Origin of the sequence: Salmonella sp. NW38, from assembly GCF_051807745.1 — a bacterium.
Classification (GTDB): Bacteria; Pseudomonadota; Gammaproteobacteria; order Enterobacterales; family Enterobacteriaceae; genus Salmonella; species Salmonella enterica.
In genome coordinates, this window is record NZ_JAMMTO010000001.1 from 315,164 (window position 1) to 340,502 (window position 25,339).

Here is a 25,339-nt window from a genome sequence, read left to right on the forward strand (position 1 = left end):
AGCGGGTGTTGTTGCGCATAATGTCAATCGAGCAACTTTTTGCCTTCCAGGTCGATGGCGATGTTTTGGTTGTGTGCTTTTCGATAGCACAGAATCGCTATCCCGATCGCCGCCCAGCTAATTCCGAGTATCAGAGCGTGAATGTTCATGTTTAAACAGACGTAGCCGATGACGATCATCCCCATGATCGGCGAAATGACATGGGCGAAAATGCGCCGCTGGGCTTTCATCCGGAAATTGAACAGAATAAACACACACAGGTTCACGACAAAAAAAGCGAAAAGCGCGCCAAAGTTCACCAGCGTGGAGATAGATTCAATCTTGCCGGAAAACAGGTAGCTGAGCAGCAGGGTGACGCCGCCGGTAAACAGAATGGCATAATCCGGCGTTTTACGCGTGGTATGGACGTGAGCGAGGAAGGCGGGCAACATTCGGTCGCGCCCCATTGAAAATAGCACTCTGGACACCGCCGTTTGCGCGGTAATAATGTTGCCGACGGCGCACACAAACGCCACAATGATGGAAAACGCCACTTTGAGCCAGATACCGCCAACGTTGCCGGCAATGGTGAAAAATGCTTCATTCGTCGCATTACCTTCCGCGAAGCGGTCGACATTACCGGTGGCGAACGCCGCAAACGCCACAACGATAATAAACAGTACCGTCGCCAAAACTAACGCTAACAGCGTTGCTTTACTGACGGCGCGTCCCCCGCCTTCGCTTTCTTCACTTAATGTACTGATAGCGTCAAAGCCGAGAAAGTTCAGCGCAGCCACCGAAATCGCCGTCGCGATGAGCCCTGGGGTGAACCACTGTGAATCGAAAAAAGGCCGGAAGGAAAGCGTTATCTGACTACTGTCCAGCATCAACAGACGGACAATGAGCAGAACGAAAATCGCCAGAATACCGAGTTGAATAAAGACCAGTAACTTATCAAATTTCGCCGTTTGCTGTATCCCGAGATAGTTGACTCCGGTGCCAATAGCCACATAAATCAACGGCCAGACCCAGACCGGGATTTGCGGTAAAATAGCGTGGACCGCGACGCCGCCCAGCACTGCCACGAGCGTAGGGAACAAAAGATAATCCAACAGTAATATCCATCCGGTCAGAAACCCTACGGCGGGATTAATGCATACGCCAGCATACGCATAGGCCGAACCCGACGAGGAGATATGCTGCGATAAGGTAGAGTAGCTGTACGCGGTAAAAAACATCGCGATCGCGCCAATAATATAAACCAGCGCAACCATACCGTGCGAAAGATTATAAACGACGCCATAAAGAGAGACTGGCGCGATAGGCACCATAAACACCAGACCATAAAGCACTAAATCGGTAAGAGACAATTTTTTGACTTTTTTCATGATAAATACCTTAATGGCTTTTTATGCCAGATCGCGTAAAAACGCGCTTACCGCTGCGAGGCAGGGCGCGATATTTTCTTCATGTGGGTTATGGCTGCTGCCGGGAATAGTGACCGCGCGGCAGTCTGAAATGTGAGAGAGCAGCGGAGAGACGACGCGCTCGGTTGCCTGATCGTTTTCGCCGCGTAATACCAGAACAGGACAGCGTATCTGGCACAAATGGGGCGTAATATCCCAGTCGGCAAGTTTGCCATTTGCCGCCAGTTCATTGGTTCCCCATAAAATGTGATAACCCGTAGGGTCGGCGGCGAACTGCGCATTAGATCGCTGAACATGAACGGCTTCTTCCGCGAGGGTATAAACGTGCCTGGCATAATAAGCGACCAGCTGTTCCGGTGGGTTTTGATAAATGACGGCGGGCATAATGACGTTTTTGATATCGTCATCGGACATTGGCGTCAGAGCGTTAAAGAGCCGTATGCCTTCCTGTTGCCACAGGGCGATACTGGCCGGCGAACTGGCCAGTATCGTCCCGCGAAGCCCGGCAGGCTGTAAGCAGGCGTGCTCTGCGGCAAGCATTCCGCCCCAGGAATGTCCCAGTATCGAATACCCGTGCCCAATACCCAGGTGATGAATTAATTGGGTTAATTGACGGAGATAACGCGCAATAGTCCAGAAAGACGCGTCGGCATGAGGAAAATGCGTTGAACGACCGCAGCCATATTGATCGTAAAATATTACCATGCGCCCGTCATCAGCCAGACGGCGATAATTTAATAAATAATCAAAGCCGCCAGAAGGGCCGCCGTGAAGGATAATGAGCGGCGTGAGTAATGATTTTCTGTCTCCATAAATCCGATAGCTTGTCAATATGTTTTCAGAAAACATTTCGCCATAGAGATAAGTATCATTCATATTCTTAATGACTCAGTGTGTGGCAGGGCAGGCGAAATTTATATTCGCCTGGATAATATTATTTTTTTATTGTGTGTAAAACATTACACCAGAAGGTGGCGTAATGTTCCCATTGCAGAAACTGCGGACTTCCCCAGTGCGGCGAACAATCACTGGCAAAGCAACATACTTTCCCTTTATGGTAAGTACCCATAACTAACAGTGGATCGCCATTAATTTCAGCAAGGACCTGACTATTTTCTTTGGCGATAAGCTTGTTATAGCCCAACAGCGGCGGCCATTCGCTAAATGGCTGGGTAATAACATGCTCTACCGCAGTATTTACTGCTTTACATCCTTGCGGTAGTTCTACGCGGTCATCTACATCCAGCATATCAACCGGCAATACCTCCGCCAGAACCGTATTTTTATAATTGGCTTTTGCTTCTATTCCCGTAAAGGATAAATACCCGCCGATCATCAACAGACCGCCGCCCTCAGCAACATAATCCGCGATAAGTTGTAATGCATCAGGAATAATATCCATATTATAAAAGGTTCTGTTTTGTAGCAGGAACGTATTGCTACCGATATCACTGATGACGATCGCATCATAGCAGGCTAATGCTTCGGCGGTTTGTGGAAAACGAGTTTGCACAATATGGGCAGGCATGTAGTCCACATCGATATTACCCTGGCGTAAGCAGGATAATAAATAGTCTGCGCCTTCTTCATATTTGCTCGATGTAAAGCTATCAAAACCTTTAGAGTGAATCATATGAATGTGCCAGGATTCGCCAATAAATAAAATTTTCATTATGTCACCTGTTAATTAATGTTAATGACTTTATTAGATTGGGTACGCATTCGATGTAAAACCTGCAAGTGCTGAGGCATACTCGACGCACCGACTTGTTCCACCGCCAGAGAAGCGAAAGCGGAGGCATATTGAATGGCTGCGACCATGTCTGCTTGTCGCGCCAGCGCGGCGGCTAAGGCGCCATTAAAAGCGTCACCGGCCCCGGCGGCATCTTTTACCACGGCGCTCCACGCAGGAATATACAACGTGCGGGCGTGCTCACAGAGCAGAGAACCACGGGCGCCAAGGGTAATGATGACTTTTTTCACCCCGGATTGCAGAATAATATTTCCGGCTTTTTTCGCATCATTAATATCAGTAATGGTTACGCCGGATAAAAAAGAGGCTTCAGTTTCATTCGGCGTGATGATGTCAATATCAGATAATAAATGCGTCACCTGTTTCGTATAGGGGGCAGGATTCAGCATGATCATTTTATTTTCTTGTTTGCCCAGGCGAATAAATTCAGTCAACGCTTCAATGTTCGTTTCGAGCTGCATTAACATAACGTCAGACTCGGCGATATAACGGTGTTGCTCGTTAATCTCTTGCGTGGTGAGCATCATATTGGCGCCAGGGTAGATGGCGATAATATTATCGCCATCTACGGCGGAGACATAGATCAATGCGCTACCGGTGGGCGCTTTATCTGTTTGATACGCGCTGTATGAGGTGATGCCTGATTGAATAATATGATTCATAGCAAATGCGCTGAACTGATCTTTGCCCACTTTAAAAATAAAATGCGCCGCAGCGCCGGCATTGTTTGCCGCTAAAGCCTGGTTGGCTCCTTTACCGCCAGGATAGAATCCAAATTGACTGGCCAGAATGGATTCTCCGCTTTGTGGAAACCACGGCACGGTTGCTGAAACATCAATATTGAATGAGCCTAAAACACACACCTTGCCTGCTTTTTTTGTGTTTTCCCGGCGCAGTTTTGCATCCTGATGGATTGGCGTGGCGATAGTGCTGGAGATATCAATCTTATTTTCAGTGATAAGCTTACTCAGCGCGTCACGGTTTAAAATCCCTCCGCCATAGCAACGCTGAAGCATACCTGATTTCTGGAAATAGCGTAGATCGGAACGAATAGTCTCCTGGCTAACCTTATAAAGGTCTGAAAGTTTACTGACGCTAACACTATTATCCTTTATCAGTAAATTAATGATGGCATGACGTCTTTCTTCTTTAAACATATTGCCTCCGGGTAGTGAGTTGAATTGTATTTATGGCAATGTTGTCATGCGGTGAATTCAATCACAGATTATGCGGTCAACCGGAAGTAACCCCAAATGAATGTCAATAATCAGAAGCGCAGTCAATGTGTTAAATATTAATTGCTTACAGAAGGGGAAAATAGTTTTGTGAGTGTTGTCATATATTTTCTATGTAATATGACGGGGTGAACGTAAAATAGTTGGGCTTGCACGATTCAGTGAGTATATGCAGCCGGACAGCGTTCGCTTATCAGTCGCTACCCTCGACGAAATAAGACGATATCGCTCTCCGGCCCTGGGGTTATATACGCTCGATTTTTGCCGGTAGCCCCTGACGTACCGCCGCGCCAGAAACCCAGTCGAGCCAGGTGTTGGTAATGTTTCTTGTCGGATCGGCAAAGCCCAGATCGTTAAGATTTATGCCTGCCCTGATTTGTGGATCATACGGCATAGGCACGCCATCCAGAGAGTGCTGCGTTGCGCCCATCTCGCGGTGATCATATCCGTGTTCGATGGCGATGACGCCTGGCATCACGCCATTTAACAAACTGATTTGCGCCACGACCTGACCGCCCGGCGTAATGATCCGTACCCGATCGCCATGTTGCAGCCCATAACGCTCGCCGTCTTGCGGATTCAGCGCCACCAGGTTTGCTGGCTTCACATGGTGTAAGCGCGGGATGACGGCTGTTGAGCTGGACATGGTATTTGATTTAAATGAAATCAGTTTCAGCGGCCATTGCCCAATGGGAAACTGGTCGTCAATCGCACGACCATCTGACAAACGCGCCGGATACCAGACCGGGCAACCGCTGAAACGCTCCCCGGTGATGGCGTGACGGTGGGCGGCGACATCTGCATTCCAGATCTGTAAGGGTTTTTTCCACTCGTTACCTAACCGTTGCTCCGTATAGCCGCTATCCTCGGGCGCAAACCGGCCGCCACGCGAGTAGATAAACGCCACGCGATCGACCTCATCAGCTTTAAGCGTGTGCTGAATTGCTGGCAGAATGCGGCTGACGCCGGTAAGCGAAATATCTTCCTGATTTGCCGGCGCGACCGGCGTCTTGCCCATAAAGGCGATATTAGCGGCTACGCGCAGATAGAAATCTTCCGCCCGGTTCAGTGGAAAAGTATTGCCCTGCGGATCGGTTATCGCCCGGTCGCCGAAGCCGGGCAGATGGAGCCGTTTTGCTACCGCAATACAAAATGCTTCCATTGAGACAGGTTGCCCGTCCGCCGTTCGGTGAGTGGCGGGGGCGACAACCGGCCAGCGGGCGGTAGTGGCTTTACTGGCTACGCCGCCCCAGGGTGCCGTAAAGCCCCAGCTCTCAAAATTGTGCGTATCCGGCACAATGTAATCCGCCAGCGCCGTCGTTTCATTCATAAAGGCGTCAATCGCGATAAAGAGCGGCAATCGGCGAGGGTCTTTTAGCTTTTCTTCCGCCACGGCGCGTAGACCGGGAACACCGTAAAACGGGTTGCTCATATTGGAAATCCAGGCTTTAAGCGGATAAGGATAGCCTTCGAGCGCGGAGGTCAACAGTTCGGTAAGCTGGCCTGCCACAAAGGGATACCACGGCGCTTTGGCTGGATAAGGGGATTGCCCGCCGGCAATTTTGTCGCGGTATTCTTCCGATGCTTCATAAGCGGTTTTGCTACGGGCAATACTCAACCCGGACGGTTTCACTTTTCCGGCAAAACTGTTCATGTTGTAGCGGGGGCCGTCGCTAACGCCGTTGAATTTGCCGCCGCCGACAAAGACGCCGCCGGACAAGCTGAGGTTGCCGATCAGCGCGTTAAGCATCATGACCGACCAGGCGTTATAAAACCCATTGCCGGCCATCATGCCGCCGTGACTGATGACCGCGGCTTTACGTCCGTGACCGGTAAAGGTTTCCGCCAGCGCGATAATTTGCGCTTCCGGCACGCCGCACTGTTCGCTGTATTGCGCCAACGAGAGCTTTTCTGCCGCCTCTTTCAGGCGTTGCAACCCGCTCTTCACCGTGACCCGTTGGCCGTCGGCGAGCGTAACGTACTGCGTCACGAAAAGCCGTGCCTGTCGGCAAGTGGACGCATCGACCAACTCGCCGTCGGTATTCAGCACGACAGGGGTCTCTTCGCCATCGGGCGTAAGATGGCGCAGCGTCAGGTGTTGTCCGGCAAGCGTCGGCAGTTCATCCGCAATGACCAGGTGCGTGGCGTTGGTCCAACTTTGCTCGCCGGCCTGCTGCATCGCCTGTACGCCGGGAATCGCCAGATAATCAGCATTATAACGTTGATTATCCATGATCCAGCGGATCATCCCCATTGCCAGCGCCGAATCGCTGCCGGGCATGACCGGTTGCCAGCGACCGCGAGGATCGGCGAGCACCGTTGATAAGGGCAGGGCAGGGGCGACCACGACGTATTGAAAATTCTCACGCAGCCGGGCGCTCGCCAACTGACGCGCCTGGCGTTTAAACGGATTGCCGGACTGTGCCGGGGAGGTGCCCATAAAGAGCGCAAACTCCACGTTTTCCCAGTCGGGTTTGACATGCGGGTTTTTATCCAGATCGCCCATCAGCGCCCCGGAGCCGGCCCGGTAAGCCAGTCCACAGTAGGCGCCATGCGCGCCGAAATTTTTGCTGCCGAAGCTATTTAGCGCAAAACGACGCAGAAACGCATCGCGGCCTTCGTCGCTGGTATTCGTGACCAGTAACTGATTGGTTTTGGGCCCGAAACTGGGGTGCTTTGCGTCAATTGGCGTATCCGGCGCATGAATCGCGCGCAGTCCGTCCACATGACCCTCGCCAAACAGATCGCCGCCTTCCACGACTTCTTCAATAAGCTGCTCAAAGCTGATGCGCTGCCATTTCCCTTCGCCGCGTTTACCCACGCGTTTCATCGGTTCAAGCAGTCGCAGCGGACTGTACAGGCTTTCCAGCAGCGTGGCGCCGCGCGCGCAGGCGGTTGAGCGGGCGTCAAGACCGCTTTCTCCCGCCAGTTGCTCCATGGCTTCGCTAAAAGGGACGGACGAGTCAATCGGGTGTTCCTGCGACAAGGGGTGATAGGGATTGCCGGCGATGCGTATCACTTTGCCATCGGCATTAACCCGGGCGCGGATACCGCACTGTGTCCAACAGCCGAAGCATTGCGTCATGGCGATGGTTTGTTGTGGATTTTGCTGCCAGTGCGTTTGCGCCTGCGCCTCCGGAATTAACGCATTGCCAAAGATGCGGTCGCGCGTTACCTTGCCGGACGTCCCGTTTAACAGGCCATCAATTGCGCGTTTCGCCACATCACGGTAGCTCAGACCAAAAGTGACCATCCCACCGACGGCGAGACCGACTTTTAGCCACTGACGACGGGTTAAATTAGCCATGTTGTAATCTCCTGGTGAGTCCGTTCAGCGTTTCACGAATAATAATCAGTAGCGCTATCCACAGGCCGAAGGTGCCGAGAATAGCCAGCCAGCCATCCGTTCCGCCTGGTAACGAGTAAGGGTTAAATTGCGCGTTGAACTTGGGTACGGTTTGTACCTGAATCAACAATGTCCAGCGCATCAGCCAACATAGCGCCAGCGCGCTCAGAACCAGCAGGACGCGTCTTAGCTCCGATAACGGATGACGTAGCGCCAGGCTACAGAACAGCAGTGTGAATACCCACAGCGCTAGCCAGCCGACAGCGTAATATTTGGCTGACAGGGCGACGGTAATCCACTGACGGATTGCCGTGCCGGAAAGCGTATCGCCGCTGACCCACATGGCCACAACCAGCCCCAGCGCCGCCAGCGTCCAGAGTTGTCCCCACAGTATTTTTGGCAGCCTTACCGAGTCGCGTCGGGCGGCGACAATCATCAGCGCGAAGAACGCCTGTAAGGCGCTAAGAAACATCGCCACGGGGAAGGCGTAGCTAAACCAGATTGGGCGCGCCAGCACAACGGAGACTTCGCGGCCGGTATAAATCAACAGGCCCACCGCGCAAAGCGCGCTGGCTAACGCCAACCATTTAGTGACGTTGTAACTTTTATTGAATAATCGTTTTATTTGCTGCGCCAGGAACCACAGAGCGAGAAATCCGGTAAACAGCGGCAGGAACAACGCTCCCCAGGGCATCCACGACCAGGGCGTCGGCCAGGCATAGAAATGCCAGACGCGGGCGGTCTGGTGCAGATCCGCCGTCAGCGCCAGCGGTGCGGTAATCGCACAGGTAATGGCAATCAGTAATGCCCGATTTTCTTCTGTTGCGGCGCCTTTTTTCCGCCAGTGAAGATAACAGGCAAACAGTGCGGCGCAGGCGGCAATGCCAATAAAAAAGAAATATTGTACCGCCCACGGCAGCCAGCTAATGTCCTGCGGGTGAGCCAGCACTTCTTCAATGATGAGTGAATGCCTCATTCAGACCTCCTGCCAAAGCGCGGGCTGCGCACGGCCCATTAATGGGGTGACAAAGGCGTCGTCCAGACCCAGGTAGAAAACATGGGGCGACGTGCCGTTTTCCGGCTTTAATACCTTGATAGCGTCGCGATGTTGATGAAGCATGGTGGCGATGCGGCTATGGGGATCTTTGATATCGCCAATAATACGCGCGCCGCCGACGCAGGACTCTACGCAAGCGGGTAACAGCCCGGCTTCCAGACGATGGACGCAAAACGTGCATTTATCGGCAGTTTGCGTTTCATGATTGATAAATCGAGCGTCGTAAGGACACGCCTGGACACAATAGGCGCAGCCGACGCAGCGTTTGTTATCCACCACCACAATGCCGTCTTCCCGCTGAAAGGTGGCTTGTACCGGGCAGACCGGCACACAGGGGGGGTTATCGCAATGGTTGCACAGACGCGGCAATAGCACATTCGTGACTTCCTGACTACCTTCACGCTGGACCTGGTATTGGTTCACCATCGTACGAAATGCGCCCTGCGGCGTTTGGTTTTCAATAGTGCAACTTACGGTACAGGACTGACAGCCGATACAACGCCGCAGGTCGATAAGCATGGCGTAACGGTGTCGGGGAGAGCCTTCATGCCGCTCCGGCGAAAAAGGAAATTTCGCTTCAGCCAGCGGAACCAGCGAGGCGCCAGCGGTCAGGACGCCGAGTTGCTGGAGAAATAGCCGTTTACTGCTGTCCATATTGACTCCCGTCCACATTGCCAACAATGAAACATTTGTCACGATGTTGGTTCATGTGTAATGAATAAAAAATGTTGATGATTTACAGTGTAAAAATCGAGACGGGGTGCACTCTATTGTGGTTAACCACATACCCGGCTTGTTGTTGATCTAAAACAACATAATTGACAGGGATATTGGGGTGAGAGGTAAAACCGTAAGGCGCCTGGCGGTGTTGGCGGCAGTAGGGCTACTTTGTCATGGCGCGTGGGCAGGGACGTGGAATATCGGTATTTTGGCTATGCGCGGCGAGGCGTCTACGCGTAGCCACTGGCAACCGTTGGCAAAGACATTAAGCCAACAGCTTCCAGGCGAAACCTTTCACATCCAGCCGCTGGATCTGCATCAAATGCAGGAGGCCGTTAACCAGGGAACCGTGCAGTTTGTGATAACCAACCCGGCGCAATTTGTCCAACTGAACAGCCATGCGCCGCTGCGCTGGTTAGCTTCCCTGCGCTCCACGCGCGATGGGAAAGCGGTGAGTAATGTTATTGGCAGCGTGATTTTGACCCGGCGCGATAGCGGCATCACCACGGCGCATGATCTCATCGGTAAGACCGTCGGCGCGATTGATGCTCAGGCATTTGGCGGCTATTTATTAGGCTATAAAGCGCTCAGCGACGCGGGCTTACGCCCGGAGCGCGACTTTCATCTCCGTTTTACCGGATTCCCTGGCGATGCCTTAGTCTATATGCTGCGCGAAAAAGCGGTGCAGGCGGCAATTGTGCCAGTGTGCCTGTTAGAAAATATGGATCAGGAAGGCTTGATTAATAAAAAGGACTTTATCGCGCTGCTTTCCCGACCGACGCCCCTGCCTTGCTTAACCAGTACGCCGTTATATCCTGACTGGTCGTTCGCGGCGCTACCTGCGGTAAGCGATGCGTTGGCGGATCGCGTAACGCGAGCGCTATTCAACGCGCCCGCCGCCGCGTCATTTCACTGGGGCGCGCCAGCGTCGACCAGTCAGGTGGAAGCGTTGCTGCGTGATGTTCGTCAGCACCCTCAGCAGCGTCGACTGTGGCTGGATGTCAAAAGTTGGTTAATCCAGCACCAGCTAATGGTCGGCGGCGTGATTCTGGCGTTCCTGTTGCTCACGCTCAATTATATTTGGGTCATGCTGCTGGTGCGTCGACGTGGAAAGCAACTGGAACGTAATAGCGTAGTTCTTCATCAGCATGAGCGGGCGCTGGAAACCGCCCGGCAAATGAGCGTGTTGGGTGAAATGACCTCCGGGTTTGCCCATGAGCTTAATCAGCCGCTTTCCGCGATTCGACATTATGCCCAGGGGTGCCTGATTCGACTGCGCGCTGCAGATGAACAGCATCCCTTGCTGCCGGCGCTGGAGCAGATTGACCAGCAGGCGCAACGCGGTGCGGATACTCTGCGTAACCTGCGTCACTGGGTCAGCCAGGCGCAGGGCAACCCGGTGCTAACCGAAGCGTGGAAGGCCATAGCCATTCGGGAGGCGATTGATCATGTCTGGCAATTGTTGCGTATGGCGCAACAGTTTCCGACAGTGACTCTGCATACCGAGGTTAGCGCTGCGCTGCGCGTAACGCTGCCGTCAGTGCTGCTGGAACAGGTGCTGGCGAATATCATTCTTAATGCGGCTCAGGCGGGCGCCACCCATTTATGGGTCGTTGCTGAACGCACTGAAAACGGCATCAGTATTGTTTTACAGGATAACGCCGGGGGAATCGATGAGGCACTATTACGTCAGGCGTTTCAGCCGTTTATGACCACCCGTAAAGAGGGGATGGGCTTAGGGCTGGCGATTTGCCAGCGGCTGGTGCGGTATGGGCGGGGCGATATCAGCATCAGGAACCAGACCGCGCCGGATGGTCTGTCGGGAACGGTGGTCACGATACATTTCTTACATGAACATGGGGGCAGGGATGGCGACAATTCATCTACTGGATGATGATACGGCGGTCACTAACGCGTGCGCGTTTTTACTGGAAAGTCTGGGATATGACGTAAAATGCTGGACGCAGGGGGCGGATTTTTTGGCGCAGGCCAGTCTGTATCAGGCCGGGGTCGTATTACTGGATATGCGAATGCCGGTACTGGATGGGCAGGGCGTTCATGATGCGTTGCGCCAGTGCGGAAGTACCCTGGCGGTTGTTTTTCTTACCGGGCATGGCGATGTACCGATGGCCGTGGAGCAGATGAAACGCGGCGCCGTCGATTTTCTGCAAAAACCGGTATCGGTAAAACCGCTACAGGCGGCGCTGGAGCGTGCGCTGATGGTTTCATCGGCAGCGGTGGCGCGCCGTGAGATTATACTGTGTTACCAGCAGTTGACGCCGAAAGAGCGTGAGCTGGCCAGCCTGGTGGCAAAAGGATTTATGAACCGTGAAATTGCGGAAGCGATGAATATCGCGGTGCGTACCGTAGAGGTGCACCGCGCCAGAGTCATGGAAAAAATGCAGGCCGGTAGCCTGGCGGAACTGATTAGGCGTTTCGAAAAAATGGCCTCGCCAGAGACCAGAATACGAACAACGTATGAACCATGAATAATAAACTGCGTTATTTCTTTGATTTGCATCAAATTTTGTTTAATAGAGAAGACTGTTATATTCTGTTGGTTTGATCTGGCGACGAGTAAAACGTATGACAAAACCGACAAAAGATGACGAGCTGTACCGCGAGATGTGCCGGGTGGTGGGCAAGGTCGTGCTGGAAATGCGCGATTTGGGGCAGGAGCCTAAATATATTGTTATTGCGGGCGTGTTAAGAACCGCGCTGGCGAATCAACGCATCCAACGTAGCGCGTTAGAAAAACAGGCTATGGAAACCGTGATTAACGCTCTGGCGCGGTCATAGCCGCTATCAGGGTGGCAATAACGAAATCGCCTTTGAATTGTCGCGATTGTCACCATGGCGGGCGGGTTGCCCGCCATTAGCGATGCGCAGGGTTATCAGTTGATGGCTAAGCGCAGCCCTAATGTATCAGGGTACGGCTCAAAATAATTCTGGCTGCGTAGATAGTCATCCGGATGTTCCGCCAGATAGTGCTTCAGCAGCGTTAACGGTGCCAGGATAGGTAGTCGGCCCGCCCGGTAGCCGAGAATCACCTCGCGTAATTCCGCGCGTTGCCTGCTGTTCAACGCGCGGTGAAAATAGCCCTGGATATGCATCAGCACATTGGTGTGATTTTTACGTGAAGCGGGATGGCGCAGGATAGCCATCAGTTTTTCTCTGTATCGGACAAAGAAGGCATCCAGATCGTCCCACTCATGCAGACGCGCGACGAAAGGGCCAATTTCGCGGTAGCCGGCCTGGTGGTGGGCGAGAAGCTGAAGTTTGTATCGGCTATGAAACGCGAGCAAACTGTGACGACTCAAGCCCTGCGCGCGTAGCGCATTTAATTCATGTAGCGCGAAGATACGTGCGATGAAATTCTCGCGTAGTACCGGATCGTGCAGGCGACCATCTTCCTCTATCGGCAGCCAGGGATATTTGTCCATCATCGCGGCGGTAAACAGCCCCGTGCCAGCTTTGCGGCCCCTGTTACCCTTTTCATCATACAGGCGAACGCGCTCCATTCCGCAACTGGGCGATTTTGCACACACAATAAACCCCGCCAGTTCGCCTATTGTTGGCAGAAACCGATCGGTAAAGGCATTCATTCGCTCGGTAACGTCATCGTGCGGGGCATGGCTATAACGCATCCGAATGTCGCCACAGGTCGTCTGGATAAGACGCAGCGCAGGGCGAGGCACGGGCAGGCCGATCGCCACCTCCGGGCAGATCGGTTTGTAGTCCACCCACGGTGCCAGAGAGTTCATGACAAAATCCATACGCTTATGTCCGCCATCAAAGCGTACCGCGGCGCCAGTCAGACATCCGCTAATGCCGACTACGGGTTTGTTATTCATGATTGCCCCTTATTGAAAGTACGACGACTGACGCCAATGGCGCAAAATGTTATCTCACGCTGATTTAAAACTTACACAACTTTGTTTTTTTGTCTAAGTTTTCGCGGGAATTTTTTTGACGTAGTTAAATATCAATAAGATAGAATAAGGGGAAGAAATCTATTTCAGCGCTTATAGTGTGATAACCTCCAGCGAAGCGACCACGTTGCGCCACTGGGCAAGCTGTTTTTTCTGCCCGGTAGTGAGCTTTCCGGTGGTCACCAGGAACCATTTTCTCTGGGCGAACAGCTCGGGCGCCAGCATGGCTGGTGGAGAGGGAAGCACATTGAGCCGCAGCTCTTGTCCGGTACGAGTCAACGCTTCCAGCCAGATTTCACAGTGATCCGAGAGATGCCATCCGCTAATAAAGGCATTGTTGCCAGGCGCTTTTCTGTCGCCTTCAAGGCAAAAAGAGGTGTAGGCAATAATGATGCCATCCAGTATTTCGCGCAGCGTCATCACGGCGGGAAGATGCGCGGACACTTTGCTGCGCAACGGACGCAATAAATGGGTCACCAGTTCTGCGCGAGGATATTCCCGGCCACAGTCATAAATCAACTGCCGCAGCGCGTCAATTCGCCCTTCGTGGAGATGTTGAAGCATCGTCTCCTGAATCGTTATCCAGTTATCGCCCAGGCGAATGACCGGACGCGATAGTAAGGGTTTGACCTGGCTTATCGGTACGCCTTTTCTCACCCAGTCGAGGATGCTAAGCGCTTGTCGAATATCGTCATCGCTGTATAAGCGATGCCCGCCATCAGTACGCTGCGGTTTCAATAAACCATAGCGTCGCTGCCATGCCCTTAGCGTGGCGGCATTGATACCGCATAGTCTGGCAAATTCGCCGATAGAATACGACATGGTAAAGCCCGTTAAATAAGGGGATTCTACTATATCATGATTAAATGAAGACTAAGGTAGTGATAAATGGTGCGGCATACCAGGGCATCCGTATGGATTTTGTCGATGATGAGCAATACTGCGTGGCGTAAGGCTCATCAAAATATGACCAATGCTTAATACCATCGGATGCCCCTGGTTAATACTCTATTAACCTCATTCTTCGGGCGCAGTTAAGTAACTCTGTCACTTTATGAACCTGTAGCTTTCTCATCATATTCATCCGATGTGTTTCGACGGTTTTTATACTGATATGTAGCTTTTCGCTGATCCCATGATTGGTATACCCCTCGTCAATAAGTTTAAGAACCTGACGCTCGCGCAAAGTAAGCAGTTGATGATTGGTCGTGTCAGCGTTTAATTCAGCCAGGATAGCTTCCCGATTCAACGTCGGGTCAATGTAACGCTTGTTTACTGCTACTGTTTGCAATGCCGCTAACAGAACTTGCTGACTACTGCTTTTTAAAACATAGCCATTAGCACCTGCGGCTAAAGTTTTAATGGTCATATACTCTTGTTGGTATGCTGTGTAAACCAGAATATTCATTGCTGGCCAACGCTGATGTAATTGGGGAATGATATCCAGGCCATTGATGCCAGGTAAACTAAGATCAAGGATAAGTATGTCAGGCTCGTATGCGCAACAGGCATTATAAACCTCAAGACCATTTTTAACATGTTCTACAATTTTAAAATGAGGCCAGGGTAGTAAGGCATTCATAATGCCGTTAATGATGATTTCATGATCGTCTACTAATAAGATCTTATATTCTTTCATTTTGCTGCCCTCGCGAAAATTAAGATAATATTAAGTAATGGTGTAGTTTTTGAAGATTATACGTATTTTCTGGCGTAAGTCGGTTAGTTCCTCCAGCGCGATGATTTTCCCCATTTTTACGCGATTCTCAATGTCTATGACATAGCATACCAATTCAGTCTGCCCTATTTGACCTAAACAGCCTTTTAATGTGTGAATTAACTGATCGATTTTTTTTCCAGCCGATACGGCATTTTCAATATCAGCCAGCAAGAGGTCCAGTGATTGGAAAATCCTGCTATTAATGACCATATCATCTGTCGCCAGTAGCGCTGAGCAGCGACTCGGATCCTGCTCCTGTAGCTCTATATTTCGCAAAAGTTGATATTCTGCGGCAATACTGATATAGCGAGCTAAGGTAGCCAACGTCACTGGTTTGGTAATGTAATGATGAATCCCATTTTTTTTACAACGATGAATATCTTCTGTCGCTACGCTAGCGGATAGCGCCACAAACATGCAGTCAGGATCTAAATTATTCGGCTCATCGTGCCATAATTGTACACATTCAATACCATCTATTTCTGGCATTCTAATGTCAATCAGTACTAAATCGAATCGCTGCTGTTGTGATAAAGTCAGAGCCTCGTTACTACTGGCGGCAATAGTGACGTGTTGGCCCAGGCTGACAAGCATTTTGCCGATGATATCCCGATTAATATCGGCATCATCAACCAAAAGAATCTGCAACTGCCAGGGTGGTAACAAATTATTTATTACTGGTATATTTGGTGTACACAATATTAACTGTTGCGCCAGGTCGTAAAGTTTTCCGGGGAAATACAAAAGCTCTGCGTTGAGAAGCGCATTTTGCTGGTGGGGTGGCTCGCCGCGTATTCCCCAGCAAGCCAGTTGGCGATGCAGGCAGAACGGCGCTGACAGTGTCCCTTTAATTGGTTGAGGCGGCTGGTATTCTTGTAAGGGTAATACTAGCGAGACACAGGTTCCAACCCCGGGGACACTTTTTAGTGTCAGATTACCGCCCATCATTTTAGCCAGGCTTGACGCAATAGTCAGTCCAATTCCTGTACCTTGCGAATTTGTGTCTGCTTGATAAAAAGCAGTAAAGATTTGAGACTGCTGCTGTATTTCAATCCCTTTACCGCTATCGCTAACCAGAAATATTAATTGTTCCTCATGACGCTTGACCGTCAGACGTATCCCTCCGGTTTCGGTAAATTTTACCGCGTTCCCGAGTAAATTAACCAAAATTTGCCGTAAACGGATACTGTCGGTATGAAAATAGAGAGGGACATGTTGACCGACAAAAGTACGTAATGACAGTTTTTTGCTTTGCGCCGGCCCCTGGATGGTTTGCATTGCCTGGTCCAGTAACGGCAGTAACGCTGTTTCTTCCATATGTAATGTGAAATGACCAGACTCGATGCGTGAAAAATCCAGCAGATTATTAATAATAGCTAACAAAGACAGTGTACAATTCCTGGCGGTATCAGCTAATCCTTGCTGCTCTATGTTTAAAGGGGTGGTTTGTAATAATTCAATCGCACCGAGTACGCCATTCATCGGAGTACGTAACTCATGACTTATTACCGTAAGATGAATGCTTTTACGTTTGTTAGCTTGCTCAGCGCGTTTTTTTGCTTCATTTAGCGCCTGGGTGCGCTCTGCGACTTTGTTTTCCAGATTGTCGTATTGGACTTGTAGAGTATCAAGCAGTTGGTTAAAAGCACCGGCAATACTATCTAATTCATCCAGTCGTTGTGCTGGTAAACGTGTGCTCAGCGGTGCAGTTGCGGTTTTATTAATGACATCGACAAAACGCCATAACGGTTTGGCCAGTGAGCGATGTAGTAACCAACAAAAAGCCGACGTCATCAACACCAATGCTGTTAATGTAAAGGGGATTTGTTGAAGGATAATTTTTAAGATGCGATTATGTAGATTACCGTATGGGTACAGCGTAACCAGACTCCATCCGGGGCCATGCAAGGTTGTGCGTAATATCAGAAATCCGGGAATTTGCTGCCATCCATCATGCAGCGTTACATTTTCTAACTGTGTACGTATTTTTTGCGGGATGTATGAAAACGGCAATAAGTGGTTGTTTTGATCCAGCCATACTCGAATACTATCATCTAATGGCAGGTGGCTCTTAGTAATGAGATCAGGAAGTTTAACCGTCACCCCAAAAAATACGCCTTGCTGATCGGCAACCGCAACGGAAGCGTGCCATCCTTTGCCGTTTATGTATTCTGGTTCACTCCAGTAAAACCCGGCATGGGTTGGGTATAAAGGAAAGCTTTTTCGCGTTAAAGGCTGTAGAGTTGAATAATCTGAAGGGTTATCAGTAGATAATAACGAAATCTCATTTTTATGGTTAAGAATAAAACTATCGCGACGAAAGCTTTTTTCATCGATATCAGAGGACTGCAGAAAGATACGGTGCTTCTCTCCGTTTAGCGTCGGCGTGCAATTTGAAGGACCGACAGAAAGATGCCGGCTCACCTCAGGGAAAATATCGTTATGATGAATCTCAGTCGCTAATGAGCATTGATACATTAAGTTTTTAGCGTCACGCTCAGCCTCTTCAAATCGTTGATTGCTTAGTACAATATTCATCTCGGATAGAACAGATAAGTCCTCTATTATATGCTGCCGTTTCTGAACCATTGATATATAAGCTGCAATAAGCACAGATAGCAGCCAAATAATTATTGTTGTTAATAAAAATAAAAAAGTTAGCCTGATTACTAAAGATGTTTGCAGCGTATTCTTGAGATTGAGCAAATTCATAATGCTTTCCTTCAGTTGCCTGTTGCAAAATCTTTGGCACTTGATCACTATCGCAGTACATATAGTTTCATCAGAAGATTAATCGATGGTGTTATCATTAGGAAGGTAAATTTCTTCATATATAACCCAGTCGATGACTACAATTACTTTTTAATAAAGCGGTGATGTAAAAACATCGTAACAGTTTATTTAATAAATAATTTTTCAAATTGTAATTTTTTATGTCAATACTGAAAGTGTAATTGTGAATTTATCGGAAAATCCGAATGATAGAATCGCCTGTCACAAGGTGTATGTAGACAGCATCTTGATATTGTACAAGAAGAGTATAGTCGAAATAAATGTGAATCAGGCTTTTTACGGATGTGGTTGTGAGCGAATTTGATAGAAACTCTCATTTATGTCTGAGGAGGGATTCATGCTGGCAGTTTTAAAAGGCATTCCATTAATTCAGGATATCAAGGCCGAAGGTAATAGCCGATCCTGGATAATGACTATTGATGGGCATCCTGCCAGAGGAGAAATTTTCTCAGAAGCATTTTCTATTTCTTTGTTCTTAAATGACCTGGAAAGCTTACCTAAGCCTTGTCTTGCCTATGTGACACTACTGCTTGCAGCACACCCGGATGTCCATGATTATGCTATACAGCTCACAGCGGATGGAGGATGGTTAAACGGTTATTATACCACAAGTAGTAGCTCTGAGCTTATTGCTATTGAGATAGAAAAACACCTGGCTTTAACTTGCATTTTAAAAAATGTAATACGCAATCACCATAAACTTTATTCGGGTGGGGTATAAAATGGTAGTAAATAAACGTTTAATTTTAATTTTACTATTTATACTCAATACGGCAAAGAGTGATGAGTTATCATGGAAAGGTAATGACTTCACCCTTTATGCCAGACAAATGCCATTAGCAGAGGTTTTACATCTGCTCTCAGAGAACTATGATACGGCTATTACTATTAGCCCATTGATAACAGCTACATTTAGTGGAAAAATTCCGCCTGGACCACCGGTCGATATTTTGAATAACCTGGCAGCACAATATGATTTGCTTACCTGGTTTGATGGCAGCATGTTATATGTATATCCTGCATCGTTATTAAAACATCAGGTTATCACTTTCAATATCTTATCTACTGGGCGGTTCATTCATTACTTACGCAGCCAGAATATCCTTTCATCACCGGGATGCGAGGTTAAAGAAATTACCGGTACCAGCGCTGTGGAGGTGAGCGGTGTTCCCAGTTGCCTGACCCGTATTAGTCAATTAGCTTCAGTGCTGGATAATGCGTTAATCAAACGAAAAGACAGTGCGGTGAGTGTAAGTATATATACGCTTAAGTATGCCACTGCGATGGATACCCAATACCAATATCGCGATCAGTCCGTCGTGGTTCCTGGGGTCGTGAGTGTATTGCGTGAGATGAGTAAAACCAGCGTCCCGGCGTCATCGACGAACAATGGTTCACCCGCTACACAGGCATTGCCCATGTTTGCTGCCGACCCACGCCAGAATGCAGTGATCGTTCGTGATTATGCGGCCAATATGGCCGGGTATCGGAAACTCATCACAGAATTAGATCAACGCCAGCAGATGATAGAGATTTCGGTGAAAATTATCGATGTTAATGCTGGAGATATTAACCAGTTAGGCATCGACTGGGGAACGGCAGTGTCGCTGGGTGGCAAGAAAATTGCGTTCAATACAGGTTTGAATGACGGTGGAGCTAGCGGTTTTTCAACGGTAATCAGCGATACCTCAAACTTTATGGTGCGTTTGAATGCCCTGGAAAAAAGCTCTCAGGCTTATGTACTTTCCCAGCCATCTGTGGTGACTTTAAATAATATCCAGGCTGTGCTGGATAAGAATATTACTTTCTATACCAAACTGCAGGGAGAAAAAGTGGCTAAACTTGAATCCATCACTACGGGTTCTTTGTTGCGCGTTACACCTCGCTTGTTAAATGACAATGGCACGCAAAAAATAATGCTTAATCTTAATATTCAGGATGGACAACAAAGTGATACGCAAAGCGAAACAGACCCGCTGCCCGAAGTGCAAAATTCTGAAATTGCTTCGCAGGCCACATTATTGGCCGGACAAAGTCTATTGCTGGGAGGATTTAAACAAGGTAAACAAATCCACTCGCAAAACAAAATTCCTTTATTGGGCGATATTCCTGTCGTAGGTCATTTGTTTCGCAATGATACGACTCAAGTACATAGTGTAATCAGGCTTTTTTTGATTAAAGCCTCAGTAGTAAATAATGGCATATCTCATGGTTAATCCAAAGAGTTCATGGAAAATACGTTTTTTAGGTCACGCCTTACAAGGCCGGGAAGTATGGCTGAATGAAGGTAACCTGTCACTGGGGGAGAAAGGATGCGATATTTGTATTCCGCTTACTATAAATGAAAAAATTATTCTGAGAGAACAGGCAGATAGTTTATTTGTTGATGCCGGGAAAGCCAGAGTTAAAGTTAACGGCCGCAGATTTAATCCAAATAAGCCGCTACCATCCAGTGGGGTTTTGCAGGTTGCGGGAGTGGCTATCGCGTTTGGTAAACAGGATTGTGAACTTGCTGATTATCAAATACCCGTTTCCAGATCAGGGTACTGGTGGTTGGCTGGCGTATTCTTGATTTTCATCGGTGGAATGGGTGTCCTGTTAAGTATTGGCGGTCAGCCTGAAACGGTAAATGACTTACCTTTGCGGGTTAAGTTTTTATTAGACAAAAGCAATATTCATTATGTGCGGGCGCAATGGAAAGAAGATGGCAGCCTGCAGTTGTCCGGTTATTGCTCGTCAAGCGAACAGATGCAAAAGGTGAGAGCGACTCTCGAATCATGGGGGGTCATGTATCGGGATGGTGTAATCTGTGATGACTTATTGGTACGAGAAGTGCAGGATGTTTTGATAAAAATGGGTTACCCGCATGCTGAAGTATCCAGCGAAGGGCCGGGAAGCGTGTTAATTCATGATGATATACAAATGGATCAGCAATGGCGTAAGGTTCAACCATTACTTGCAGATATTCCCGGGTTATTGCACTGGCAGATTAGTCATTCTCATCAGTCTCAGGGGGATGATATTATTTCTGCGATAATAGAGAACGGTTTAGTGGGGCTTGTCAATGTTACGCCAATGCGGCGCTCTTTTGTTATCAGTGGTGTACTGGATGAATCTCATCAACGCATTTTGCAAGAAACGTTAGCAGCATTAAAGAAAAAGGACCCCGCTCTTTCTTTAATTTATCAGGATATTGCGCCTTCTCATGATGAAAGCAAGTATCTGCCTGCGCCAGTGGCTGGCTTTGTACAGAGTCGCCATGGTAATTACTTATTACTGACGAATAAAGAGCGTTTACGTGTAGGGGCATTGTTACCCAATGGGGGAGAAATTGTCCATCTGAGCGCCGATGTGGTAACGATTAAACATAATGATACTTTGATTAACTATCCATTAGATTTTAAGTGAGTGGAAAATGACAACTCTGACCCGGTTAGAAGATTTGCTGCTTCATTCGCGTGAAGAGGCCAAAGGCATAATTTTACAATTAAGGGCTGCCCGGAAACAGTTAGAAGAGAACAACGGTAAGTTGCAGGATCCGCAGCAATATCAGCAAAACACCTTATTGCTTGAAGCGATCGAGCAGGCCGAAAATATCATCAACATTATTTATTATCGTTACCATAACAGCGCACTTGTAGTGAGTGAGCAAGAGTAAAGTAAAAATATCTTAGAGCCTATCCCACCAGGCGTTAATTGGCGCAGCCAGCCTGGACACGGATAGCGCGCAAAAACCGGAGCGTACACGTAGTACGTGAGGTTTGACTCGCTACGCTCGCCCTTCGGGCCGCCGCTAGCGGCGTTCAAAACGCTAACGCGTTTTGGCGAGCACTGCCCAGGTCCAAAATGGCAAGTAAAATAGCTCTAATGGGATAGGCTCTTAGTTAGCACGTTAATTATCTATCGTGTATATGGAGGGGAATGATGATAAAGAAAAAGGCTGCGTTTAGTGAATATCGTGATTTAGAGCAAAGTTACATGCAGCTAAATCACTGTCTTAAAAAATTTCACCAAATCCGGGCTAAGGTGAGTCAACAGCTTGCTGAAAGTGCAGAGAGCCCCAAAAAGAGCAGAGAGACAGAGAGTATTCTTCATAACCTATTTCCACAAGGCGTTGCCGGGGTTAACCAGGAGGCCGAGAAGGATTTAAAGAAAATAGTAAGTTTGTTTAAACAACTTGAAGTACGACTGAAACAACTTAATGCTCAAGCCCCGGTGGAGATACCGTCAGGAAAAACAAAAAGGTAAAGCATAATGTCTTCAGGAAACATCTTATGGGGAAGTCAAAACCCTATTGTGTTTAAAAATAGTTTCGGCGTTAGCAACACTGATACCGGGGGGCAGGATGACTTATCCCAGCAAAATCCGTTTGCCGAAGGGTATGGTGTTTTGCTTATTCTCCTTATGGTTATTCAGGCTATTGCAAACGATAAATTTATTGAAGTCCAGAAGAACGCTGAACGTGCCAGAAATACCCAGGAAAAGTCAAATGAGATGGATGAGGTGATTGCTAAAGCAGCAAAAGGGGATGCTAAAACCAAAGAGGAGGTGCCTGATGACGTAATTAAATACATGCGCGATCACGGTATTCTCATCGATGGTATGACCATTGATGATTATATGGCTAAATATGGCGATCATGGGAAGCTGGATAAAGGTGGTCTACAGGCGATCAAAGCGGCTTTGGATAATGACGCCAACCGGAATACCGATCTTATGAGTCAGGGGCAGATAACAATTCAAAAAATGTCTCAGGAGCTTAACGCTGTCCTTACCCAACTGACAGGGCTTATCAGTAAGTGGGGGGAAATTTCCAGTATGATAGCGCAGAAAACGTACTCATGAAAAAAGACCCGACCCTACAACAGGCACATGACACGATGCGATTTTTCCGGCGTGGCGGCTCGCTGCGTATGTTGTTGGATGACGATGTTACACAGCCGCTTAATACTCTGTATCGCTATGCCATGCAGCTTATGGAGGTAAAAGAGTTCGCCGGCGCAGCGCGAATTTTTCAATTGTTGACGATATATGATGCCTGGTCATTTGACTACTGGTTTAGGTTAGGGGAATGCTGCCAGGCTCAAAAACATTGGGGGGAAGCGATATACGCCTATGGACGCGCGGCACAAATTAAGATTGATGCGCCGCAGGCGCCATGGGCCGCAGCGGAATGCTATCTCGCGTGTGATAACGTCTGCTATGCAATAAAAGCGCTAAAGGCCGTGGTGCGTATTTGCGGCGAGGTCAGTGAACATCAAATCCTCCGACTACGTGCAGAAAAGATGTTACAGCAACTTTCTGACAGGAGCTAAAAATGAATCGAATTCACAGTAATAGCGATAGCGCCGCAGGAGTAACCGCCTTAACACATCATCACTTAAGCAATGTCAGTTGCGTTTCCTCGGGTTCGCTGGGAAAGCGCCAGCATCGTGTGAATTCTACTTTTGGCGATGGCAACGCCGCGTGTCTGCTGTCAGGGAAAATTAGTCTTCAGGAGGCAAGCAATGCGTTGAAGCAACTGCTTGATGCCGTACCCGGAAATCATAAGCGTCCATCATTGCCTGACTTTTTGCAGACCAATCCCGCGGTTTTATCAATGATGATGACGACATTAATACTCAGCGTCTTTGGTAATAACGCTCAATCGTTATGCCAACAGCTTGAGCGGGCAACTGAGGTGCAAAATGCATTACGTGATAAGCAGGTAAAGGAGTATCAGGAGCAGATCCAGAAAGCGATAGAGCAGGAGGATAAAGCGCGTAAAGCGGGCATTTTTGGCGCTATTTTTGACTGGATCACCGGCATATTTGAAACCGTGATTGGCGCCTTAAAGGTTGTGGAAGGTTTTCTGTCCGGTAATCCCGCAGAAATGGCTAGCGGGGTAGCTTATATAGCCGCAGGTTGTGCAGGAATGGTTAAAGCCGGAGCCGAAACGGCAATGATGTGCGGTGCTGACCACGATACCTGTCAGGCAATTATTGACGTGACAAGTAAGATTCAATTTGGTTGTGAAGCCGTCGCGCTGGCACTGGATGTTTTCCAGATTGGCCGTGCTTTTATGGCGACGAGAGGTTTATCTGGCGCAGCTGCAAAAGTGCTTGACTCCGGTTTTGGCGAGGAAGTGGTTGAGCGTATGGTTGGTGCAGGGGAAGCAGAAATAGAGGAGTTGGCTGAAAAGTTTGGCGAAGAAGTGAGCGAAAATTTTCTCAAACAATTTGAGCCGCTTGAACGTGAAATGGTTATGGCGAATGAGATGGCAGAGAAGTCTGCCGAGTTTTCTCGTGAGGTAGAAAATAATATGACGCGAAGCGCGGGAAAAAGCTTTACGAAAGAGGGGGTGAAAGCCATGGCAAAAGCAGCGGCAAAAGAAGCCCTGGAAAAATATGCGCAAGAAGGGGGAAAATTTCTGTTAAAAAATTTTCGTAAGAAAGTTCTCTGGAATATGTTCCAAAAAATCCTGTATGCCTTACTGAGGGATTGTTCATTTAAAGGCTTACAGGCTATCAGATGTGCAACCGAGGGTGCCAGTCAGATGAATACTGGCATGGTTAACACAGAAAAAGCGAAGCTCGAAAAGAAAATAGAGCAATTAATAACTCAGCAACGATTTCTGGATTTCATAATGCAACAAACGGAAGACCAAAAAAAGATAGAACAAAAACGCTTAGAGGAGCTTTATAAGAGTAGCGGTGCCGCGCTTAGAGATGTATTAGATACCATTGATCACTATAGTAGCGTTCAGGCGAGAATAGCTGGCTGTCGCGCTTAATCTGAGGATAAAAATATGGAAGCGAGTAACGTAGCACTGGTATTACCAGCGCCTTCCTTGTTAACGCCTTCTTCCAGTCAAGCTCCCTCCGGGGAGGGAATGGGTACTGAATCAATGCTTCTGTTATTTGATGATATCTGGACGAAGCTAATGGAGCTTGCCAAAAAGTTGCGCGATATCATGCGCAGCTATAACGTAGTAAAACAACGGCTGGGCTGGGAACTGCAAGTCAATGTTTTACAGACGCAAATGAAAACAATTGATCAAGCGTTTAAAGCATCAATGATTACTGCGGGTGGCGCAATATTGTCGGGAGTGCTGACGATAGGATTAGGGGCTGTAGGCGGGGAAACCGGTCTTATAGCGGGTCAAGCCGTAGGCCACACAGCTGGGGGCGTCATGGGCCTGGGGGCTGGTGTAGCGCAACGTCAAAGTGATCAAGATAAAGCGATTGCCGACCTGCAACAAAATGGGGCCCAATCTTATAATAAATCCCTGATGGATATTATGGAGAAAGCGGCTGAAATTATGCAGCAAATCATCGGTGTGGGGTCGTCACTGGTCACGGTTCTTGCTGAAATACTCCGGGCATTAACGAGGTAAAT

23 protein-coding genes are annotated in these 25,339 nt (G+C 48.7%); 12 read left to right on the forward strand and 11 right to left on the reverse strand.

The window, feature by feature from the left end:
• Positions 1 to 23 precede the first annotated feature (23 nt).
• The 7 genes from NA624_RS01670 to ttrB all read right to left on the reverse strand — a co-directional run bounded on the left by NA624_RS01670 (position 24) and on the right by ttrB (position 9,451).
• Entirely contained in the window at positions 24 to 1,367 is a 1,344-nt protein-coding gene (locus tag NA624_RS01670) for an APC family permease (RefSeq protein ID WP_000756083.1), read from the reverse strand.
• 21 nt (positions 1,368 to 1,388) lie between these two features.
• The gene (locus NA624_RS01675; protein WP_001000511.1) at positions 1,389 to 2,282 is read right to left on the reverse strand and encodes a proline iminopeptidase-family hydrolase; all 894 of its coding nucleotides are present in this window, start codon (positions 2,280 to 2,282) and stop codon (positions 1,389 to 1,391) included.
• Positions 2,283 to 2,340: 58 nt separating this feature from the next.
• Complete coding sequence (locus NA624_RS01680; protein WP_000697187.1) at positions 2,341 to 3,078, reverse strand: glutamine amidotransferase; 738 nt, start codon at positions 3,076 to 3,078, stop codon at positions 2,341 to 2,343.
• A gap of 11 nt (positions 3,079 to 3,089) precedes the next feature.
• Positions 3,090 to 4,316: a PfkB family carbohydrate kinase gene (locus NA624_RS01685; RefSeq protein WP_000471823.1), complete on the reverse strand. Its 1,227-nt coding sequence runs from the start codon at positions 4,314 to 4,316 to the stop codon at positions 3,090 to 3,092.
• A gap of 322 nt (positions 4,317 to 4,638) precedes the next feature.
• Complete coding sequence (ttrA, locus tag NA624_RS01690) at positions 4,639 to 7,701, reverse strand: tetrathionate reductase subunit TtrA (RefSeq protein WP_439040247.1); 3,063 nt, start codon at positions 7,699 to 7,701, stop codon at positions 4,639 to 4,641.
• Positions 7,694 to 8,716, reverse strand: coding sequence for a tetrathionate reductase subunit TtrC (gene ttrC, locus NA624_RS01695; RefSeq protein ID WP_001216438.1), 1,023 nt, complete (start codon positions 8,714 to 8,716; stop codon positions 7,694 to 7,696). The genes ttrA and ttrC overlap by 8 nt, the downstream gene beginning before the upstream one ends.
• On the reverse strand, positions 8,717 to 9,451 hold the full coding sequence (ttrB, locus tag NA624_RS01700; protein WP_001551708.1) for a tetrathionate reductase subunit TtrB: 735 nt from the start codon (positions 9,449 to 9,451) through the stop codon (positions 8,717 to 8,719).
• A gap of 181 nt (positions 9,452 to 9,632) precedes the next feature.
• Between ttrB and ttrS the strand changes: the two genes are divergently transcribed.
• The 3 genes from ttrS to fumD all read left to right on the forward strand — a co-directional run bounded on the left by ttrS (position 9,633) and on the right by fumD (position 12,316).
• The gene (gene ttrS / locus NA624_RS01705; RefSeq protein WP_001214416.1) at positions 9,633 to 11,411 is read left to right on the forward strand and encodes a tetrathionate respiration histidine kinase TtrS; all 1,779 of its coding nucleotides are present in this window, start codon (positions 9,633 to 9,635) and stop codon (positions 11,409 to 11,411) included.
• Positions 11,386 to 12,006: a tetrathionate respiration response regulator TtrR gene (gene ttrR, locus NA624_RS01710; protein ID WP_000190926.1), complete on the forward strand. Its 621-nt coding sequence runs from the start codon at positions 11,386 to 11,388 to the stop codon at positions 12,004 to 12,006. Before ttrS ends, ttrR begins: the two co-directional genes overlap by 26 nt.
• A gap of 97 nt (positions 12,007 to 12,103) precedes the next feature.
• Complete coding sequence (gene fumD, locus NA624_RS01715; protein ID WP_000165779.1) at positions 12,104 to 12,316, forward strand: fumarate hydratase FumD; 213 nt, start codon at positions 12,104 to 12,106, stop codon at positions 12,314 to 12,316.
• 95 nt (positions 12,317 to 12,411) lie between these two features.
• Here fumD and mlrB read toward each other — a convergent pair whose 3' ends face one another.
• From mlrB to NA624_RS01735, 4 genes are all read right to left on the reverse strand, one after another.
• Entirely contained in the window at positions 12,412 to 13,371 is a 960-nt protein-coding gene (gene mlrB / locus NA624_RS01720) for a transcriptional regulator MlrB (RefSeq protein ID WP_001060725.1), read from the reverse strand.
• Between the two features lie 171 nt (positions 13,372 to 13,542).
• Positions 13,543 to 14,271, reverse strand: coding sequence for a MerR family transcriptional regulator (locus NA624_RS01725; RefSeq protein ID WP_000122319.1), 729 nt, complete (start codon positions 14,269 to 14,271; stop codon positions 13,543 to 13,545).
• A gap of 178 nt (positions 14,272 to 14,449) precedes the next feature.
• Complete coding sequence (locus NA624_RS01730) at positions 14,450 to 15,088, reverse strand: two component system response regulator (protein ID WP_000666335.1); 639 nt, start codon at positions 15,086 to 15,088, stop codon at positions 14,450 to 14,452.
• 30 nt (positions 15,089 to 15,118) lie between these two features.
• Positions 15,119 to 17,881, reverse strand: a complete 2,763-nt coding sequence (locus NA624_RS01735; protein WP_001050759.1) for a two component system sensor kinase — start codon at positions 17,879 to 17,881, stop codon at positions 15,119 to 15,121.
• Between the two features lie 400 nt (positions 17,882 to 18,281).
• Between NA624_RS01735 and spiC the strand changes: the two genes are divergently transcribed.
• From spiC to sseD, 9 genes are all read left to right on the forward strand, one after another.
• Positions 18,282 to 18,683, forward strand: coding sequence for an SPI-2 type III secretion system protein SpiC (gene spiC / locus NA624_RS01740; protein WP_001562740.1), 402 nt, complete (start codon positions 18,282 to 18,284; stop codon positions 18,681 to 18,683).
• A 1-nt stretch (position 18,684) separates the two neighbouring features.
• A complete protein-coding gene (spiA, locus tag NA624_RS01745; protein WP_000261289.1) occupies positions 18,685 to 20,178 on the forward strand; it encodes an SPI-2 type III secretion system protein SpiA in 1,494 nt (497 codons plus the stop codon).
• On the forward strand, positions 20,159 to 21,370 hold the full coding sequence (gene ssaD, locus NA624_RS01750) for a SctD family type III secretion system inner membrane ring subunit SsaD (RefSeq protein WP_000323782.1): 1,212 nt from the start codon (positions 20,159 to 20,161) through the stop codon (positions 21,368 to 21,370). The genes spiA and ssaD overlap by 20 nt, the downstream gene beginning before the upstream one ends.
• Positions 21,371 to 21,377: 7 nt before the next feature.
• On the forward strand, positions 21,378 to 21,620 hold the full coding sequence (gene ssaE / locus NA624_RS01755; RefSeq protein ID WP_000210202.1) for a YscE family type III secretion system co-chaperone SsaE: 243 nt from the start codon (positions 21,378 to 21,380) through the stop codon (positions 21,618 to 21,620).
• Positions 21,621 to 21,883: 263 nt separating this feature from the next.
• Positions 21,884 to 22,210: an SPI-2 type III secretion system chaperone SseA gene (gene sseA / locus NA624_RS01760; protein WP_000972856.1), complete on the forward strand. Its 327-nt coding sequence runs from the start codon at positions 21,884 to 21,886 to the stop codon at positions 22,208 to 22,210.
• A gap of 6 nt (positions 22,211 to 22,216) precedes the next feature.
• A complete protein-coding gene (sseB, locus tag NA624_RS01765; protein ID WP_000094428.1) occupies positions 22,217 to 22,807 on the forward strand; it encodes an SPI-2 type III secretion system translocon protein SseB in 591 nt (196 codons plus the stop codon).
• A complete protein-coding gene (sscA, locus tag NA624_RS01770; RefSeq protein WP_000711022.1) occupies positions 22,804 to 23,277 on the forward strand; it encodes a SycD/LcrH family type III secretion system chaperone SscA in 474 nt (157 codons plus the stop codon). The genes sseB and sscA overlap by 4 nt, the downstream gene beginning before the upstream one ends.
• Before the next feature lie 2 nt (positions 23,278 to 23,279).
• The gene (gene sseC, locus NA624_RS01775) at positions 23,280 to 24,734 is read left to right on the forward strand and encodes an SPI-2 type III secretion system translocon protein SseC (RefSeq protein ID WP_001079765.1); all 1,455 of its coding nucleotides are present in this window, start codon (positions 23,280 to 23,282) and stop codon (positions 24,732 to 24,734) included.
• Between the two features lie 15 nt (positions 24,735 to 24,749).
• Complete coding sequence (gene sseD / locus NA624_RS01780; RefSeq protein ID WP_000388320.1) at positions 24,750 to 25,337, forward strand: SPI-2 type III secretion system translocon protein SseD; 588 nt, start codon at positions 24,750 to 24,752, stop codon at positions 25,335 to 25,337.
• Positions 25,338 to 25,339: the final 2 nt, after the last annotated feature.

Excerpts from the sequence above, each read along its gene's own strand:
- sseD (WP_000388320.1), top strand. The coding sequence starts at position 24,750 with ATGGAAGCGAGTAACGTAGCACTGGTATTACCAGCGCCTTCCTTGTTA.
- spiC (WP_001562740.1), top strand. The coding sequence starts at position 18,282 with ATGTCTGAGGAGGGATTCATGCTGGCAGTTTTAAAAGGCATTCCATTA.
- sseB (WP_000094428.1), top strand. The coding sequence starts at position 22,217 with ATGTCTTCAGGAAACATCTTATGGGGAAGTCAAAACCCTATTGTGTTT.
- spiA (WP_000261289.1), top strand. The coding sequence starts at position 18,685 with ATGGTAGTAAATAAACGTTTAATTTTAATTTTACTATTTATACTCAAT.
- NA624_RS01725 (WP_000122319.1), bottom strand. The coding sequence starts at position 14,271 with ATGTCGTATTCTATCGGCGAATTTGCCAGACTATGCGGTATCAATGCC.
- sseA (WP_000972856.1), top strand. The coding sequence starts at position 21,884 with ATGATGATAAAGAAAAAGGCTGCGTTTAGTGAATATCGTGATTTAGAG.
- NA624_RS01670 (WP_000756083.1), bottom strand. The coding sequence starts at position 1,367 with ATGAAAAAAGTCAAAAAATTGTCTCTTACCGATTTAGTGCTTTATGGT.
- NA624_RS01685 (WP_000471823.1), bottom strand. The coding sequence starts at position 4,316 with ATGTTTAAAGAAGAAAGACGTCATGCCATCATTAATTTACTGATAAAG.
- ttrR (WP_000190926.1), top strand. The coding sequence starts at position 11,386 with ATGGCGACAATTCATCTACTGGATGATGATACGGCGGTCACTAACGCG.
- NA624_RS01680 (WP_000697187.1), bottom strand. The coding sequence starts at position 3,078 with ATGAAAATTTTATTTATTGGCGAATCCTGGCACATTCATATGATTCAC.
- NA624_RS01675 (WP_001000511.1), bottom strand. The coding sequence starts at position 2,282 with ATGAATGATACTTATCTCTATGGCGAAATGTTTTCTGAAAACATATTG.
- ttrA (WP_439040247.1), bottom strand. The coding sequence starts at position 7,701 with ATGGCTAATTTAACCCGTCGTCAGTGGCTAAAAGTCGGTCTCGCCGTC.
- ttrB (WP_001551708.1), bottom strand. The coding sequence starts at position 9,451 with ATGGACAGCAGTAAACGGCTATTTCTCCAGCAACTCGGCGTCCTGACC.
- ttrC (WP_001216438.1), bottom strand. The coding sequence starts at position 8,716 with ATGAGGCATTCACTCATCATTGAAGAAGTGCTGGCTCACCCGCAGGAC.
- sscA (WP_000711022.1), top strand. The coding sequence starts at position 22,804 with ATGAAAAAAGACCCGACCCTACAACAGGCACATGACACGATGCGATTT.
- mlrB (WP_001060725.1), bottom strand. The coding sequence starts at position 13,371 with ATGAATAACAAACCCGTAGTCGGCATTAGCGGATGTCTGACTGGCGCC.
- ssaD (WP_000323782.1), top strand. The coding sequence starts at position 20,159 with ATGGCATATCTCATGGTTAATCCAAAGAGTTCATGGAAAATACGTTTT.
- fumD (WP_000165779.1), top strand. The coding sequence starts at position 12,104 with ATGACAAAACCGACAAAAGATGACGAGCTGTACCGCGAGATGTGCCGG.
- sseC (WP_001079765.1), top strand. The coding sequence starts at position 23,280 with ATGAATCGAATTCACAGTAATAGCGATAGCGCCGCAGGAGTAACCGCC.
- NA624_RS01730 (WP_000666335.1), bottom strand. The coding sequence starts at position 15,088 with ATGAAAGAATATAAGATCTTATTAGTAGACGATCATGAAATCATCATT.
- NA624_RS01735 (WP_001050759.1), bottom strand. The coding sequence starts at position 17,881 with ATGAATTTGCTCAATCTCAAGAATACGCTGCAAACATCTTTAGTAATC.
- ssaE (WP_000210202.1), top strand. The coding sequence starts at position 21,378 with ATGACAACTCTGACCCGGTTAGAAGATTTGCTGCTTCATTCGCGTGAA.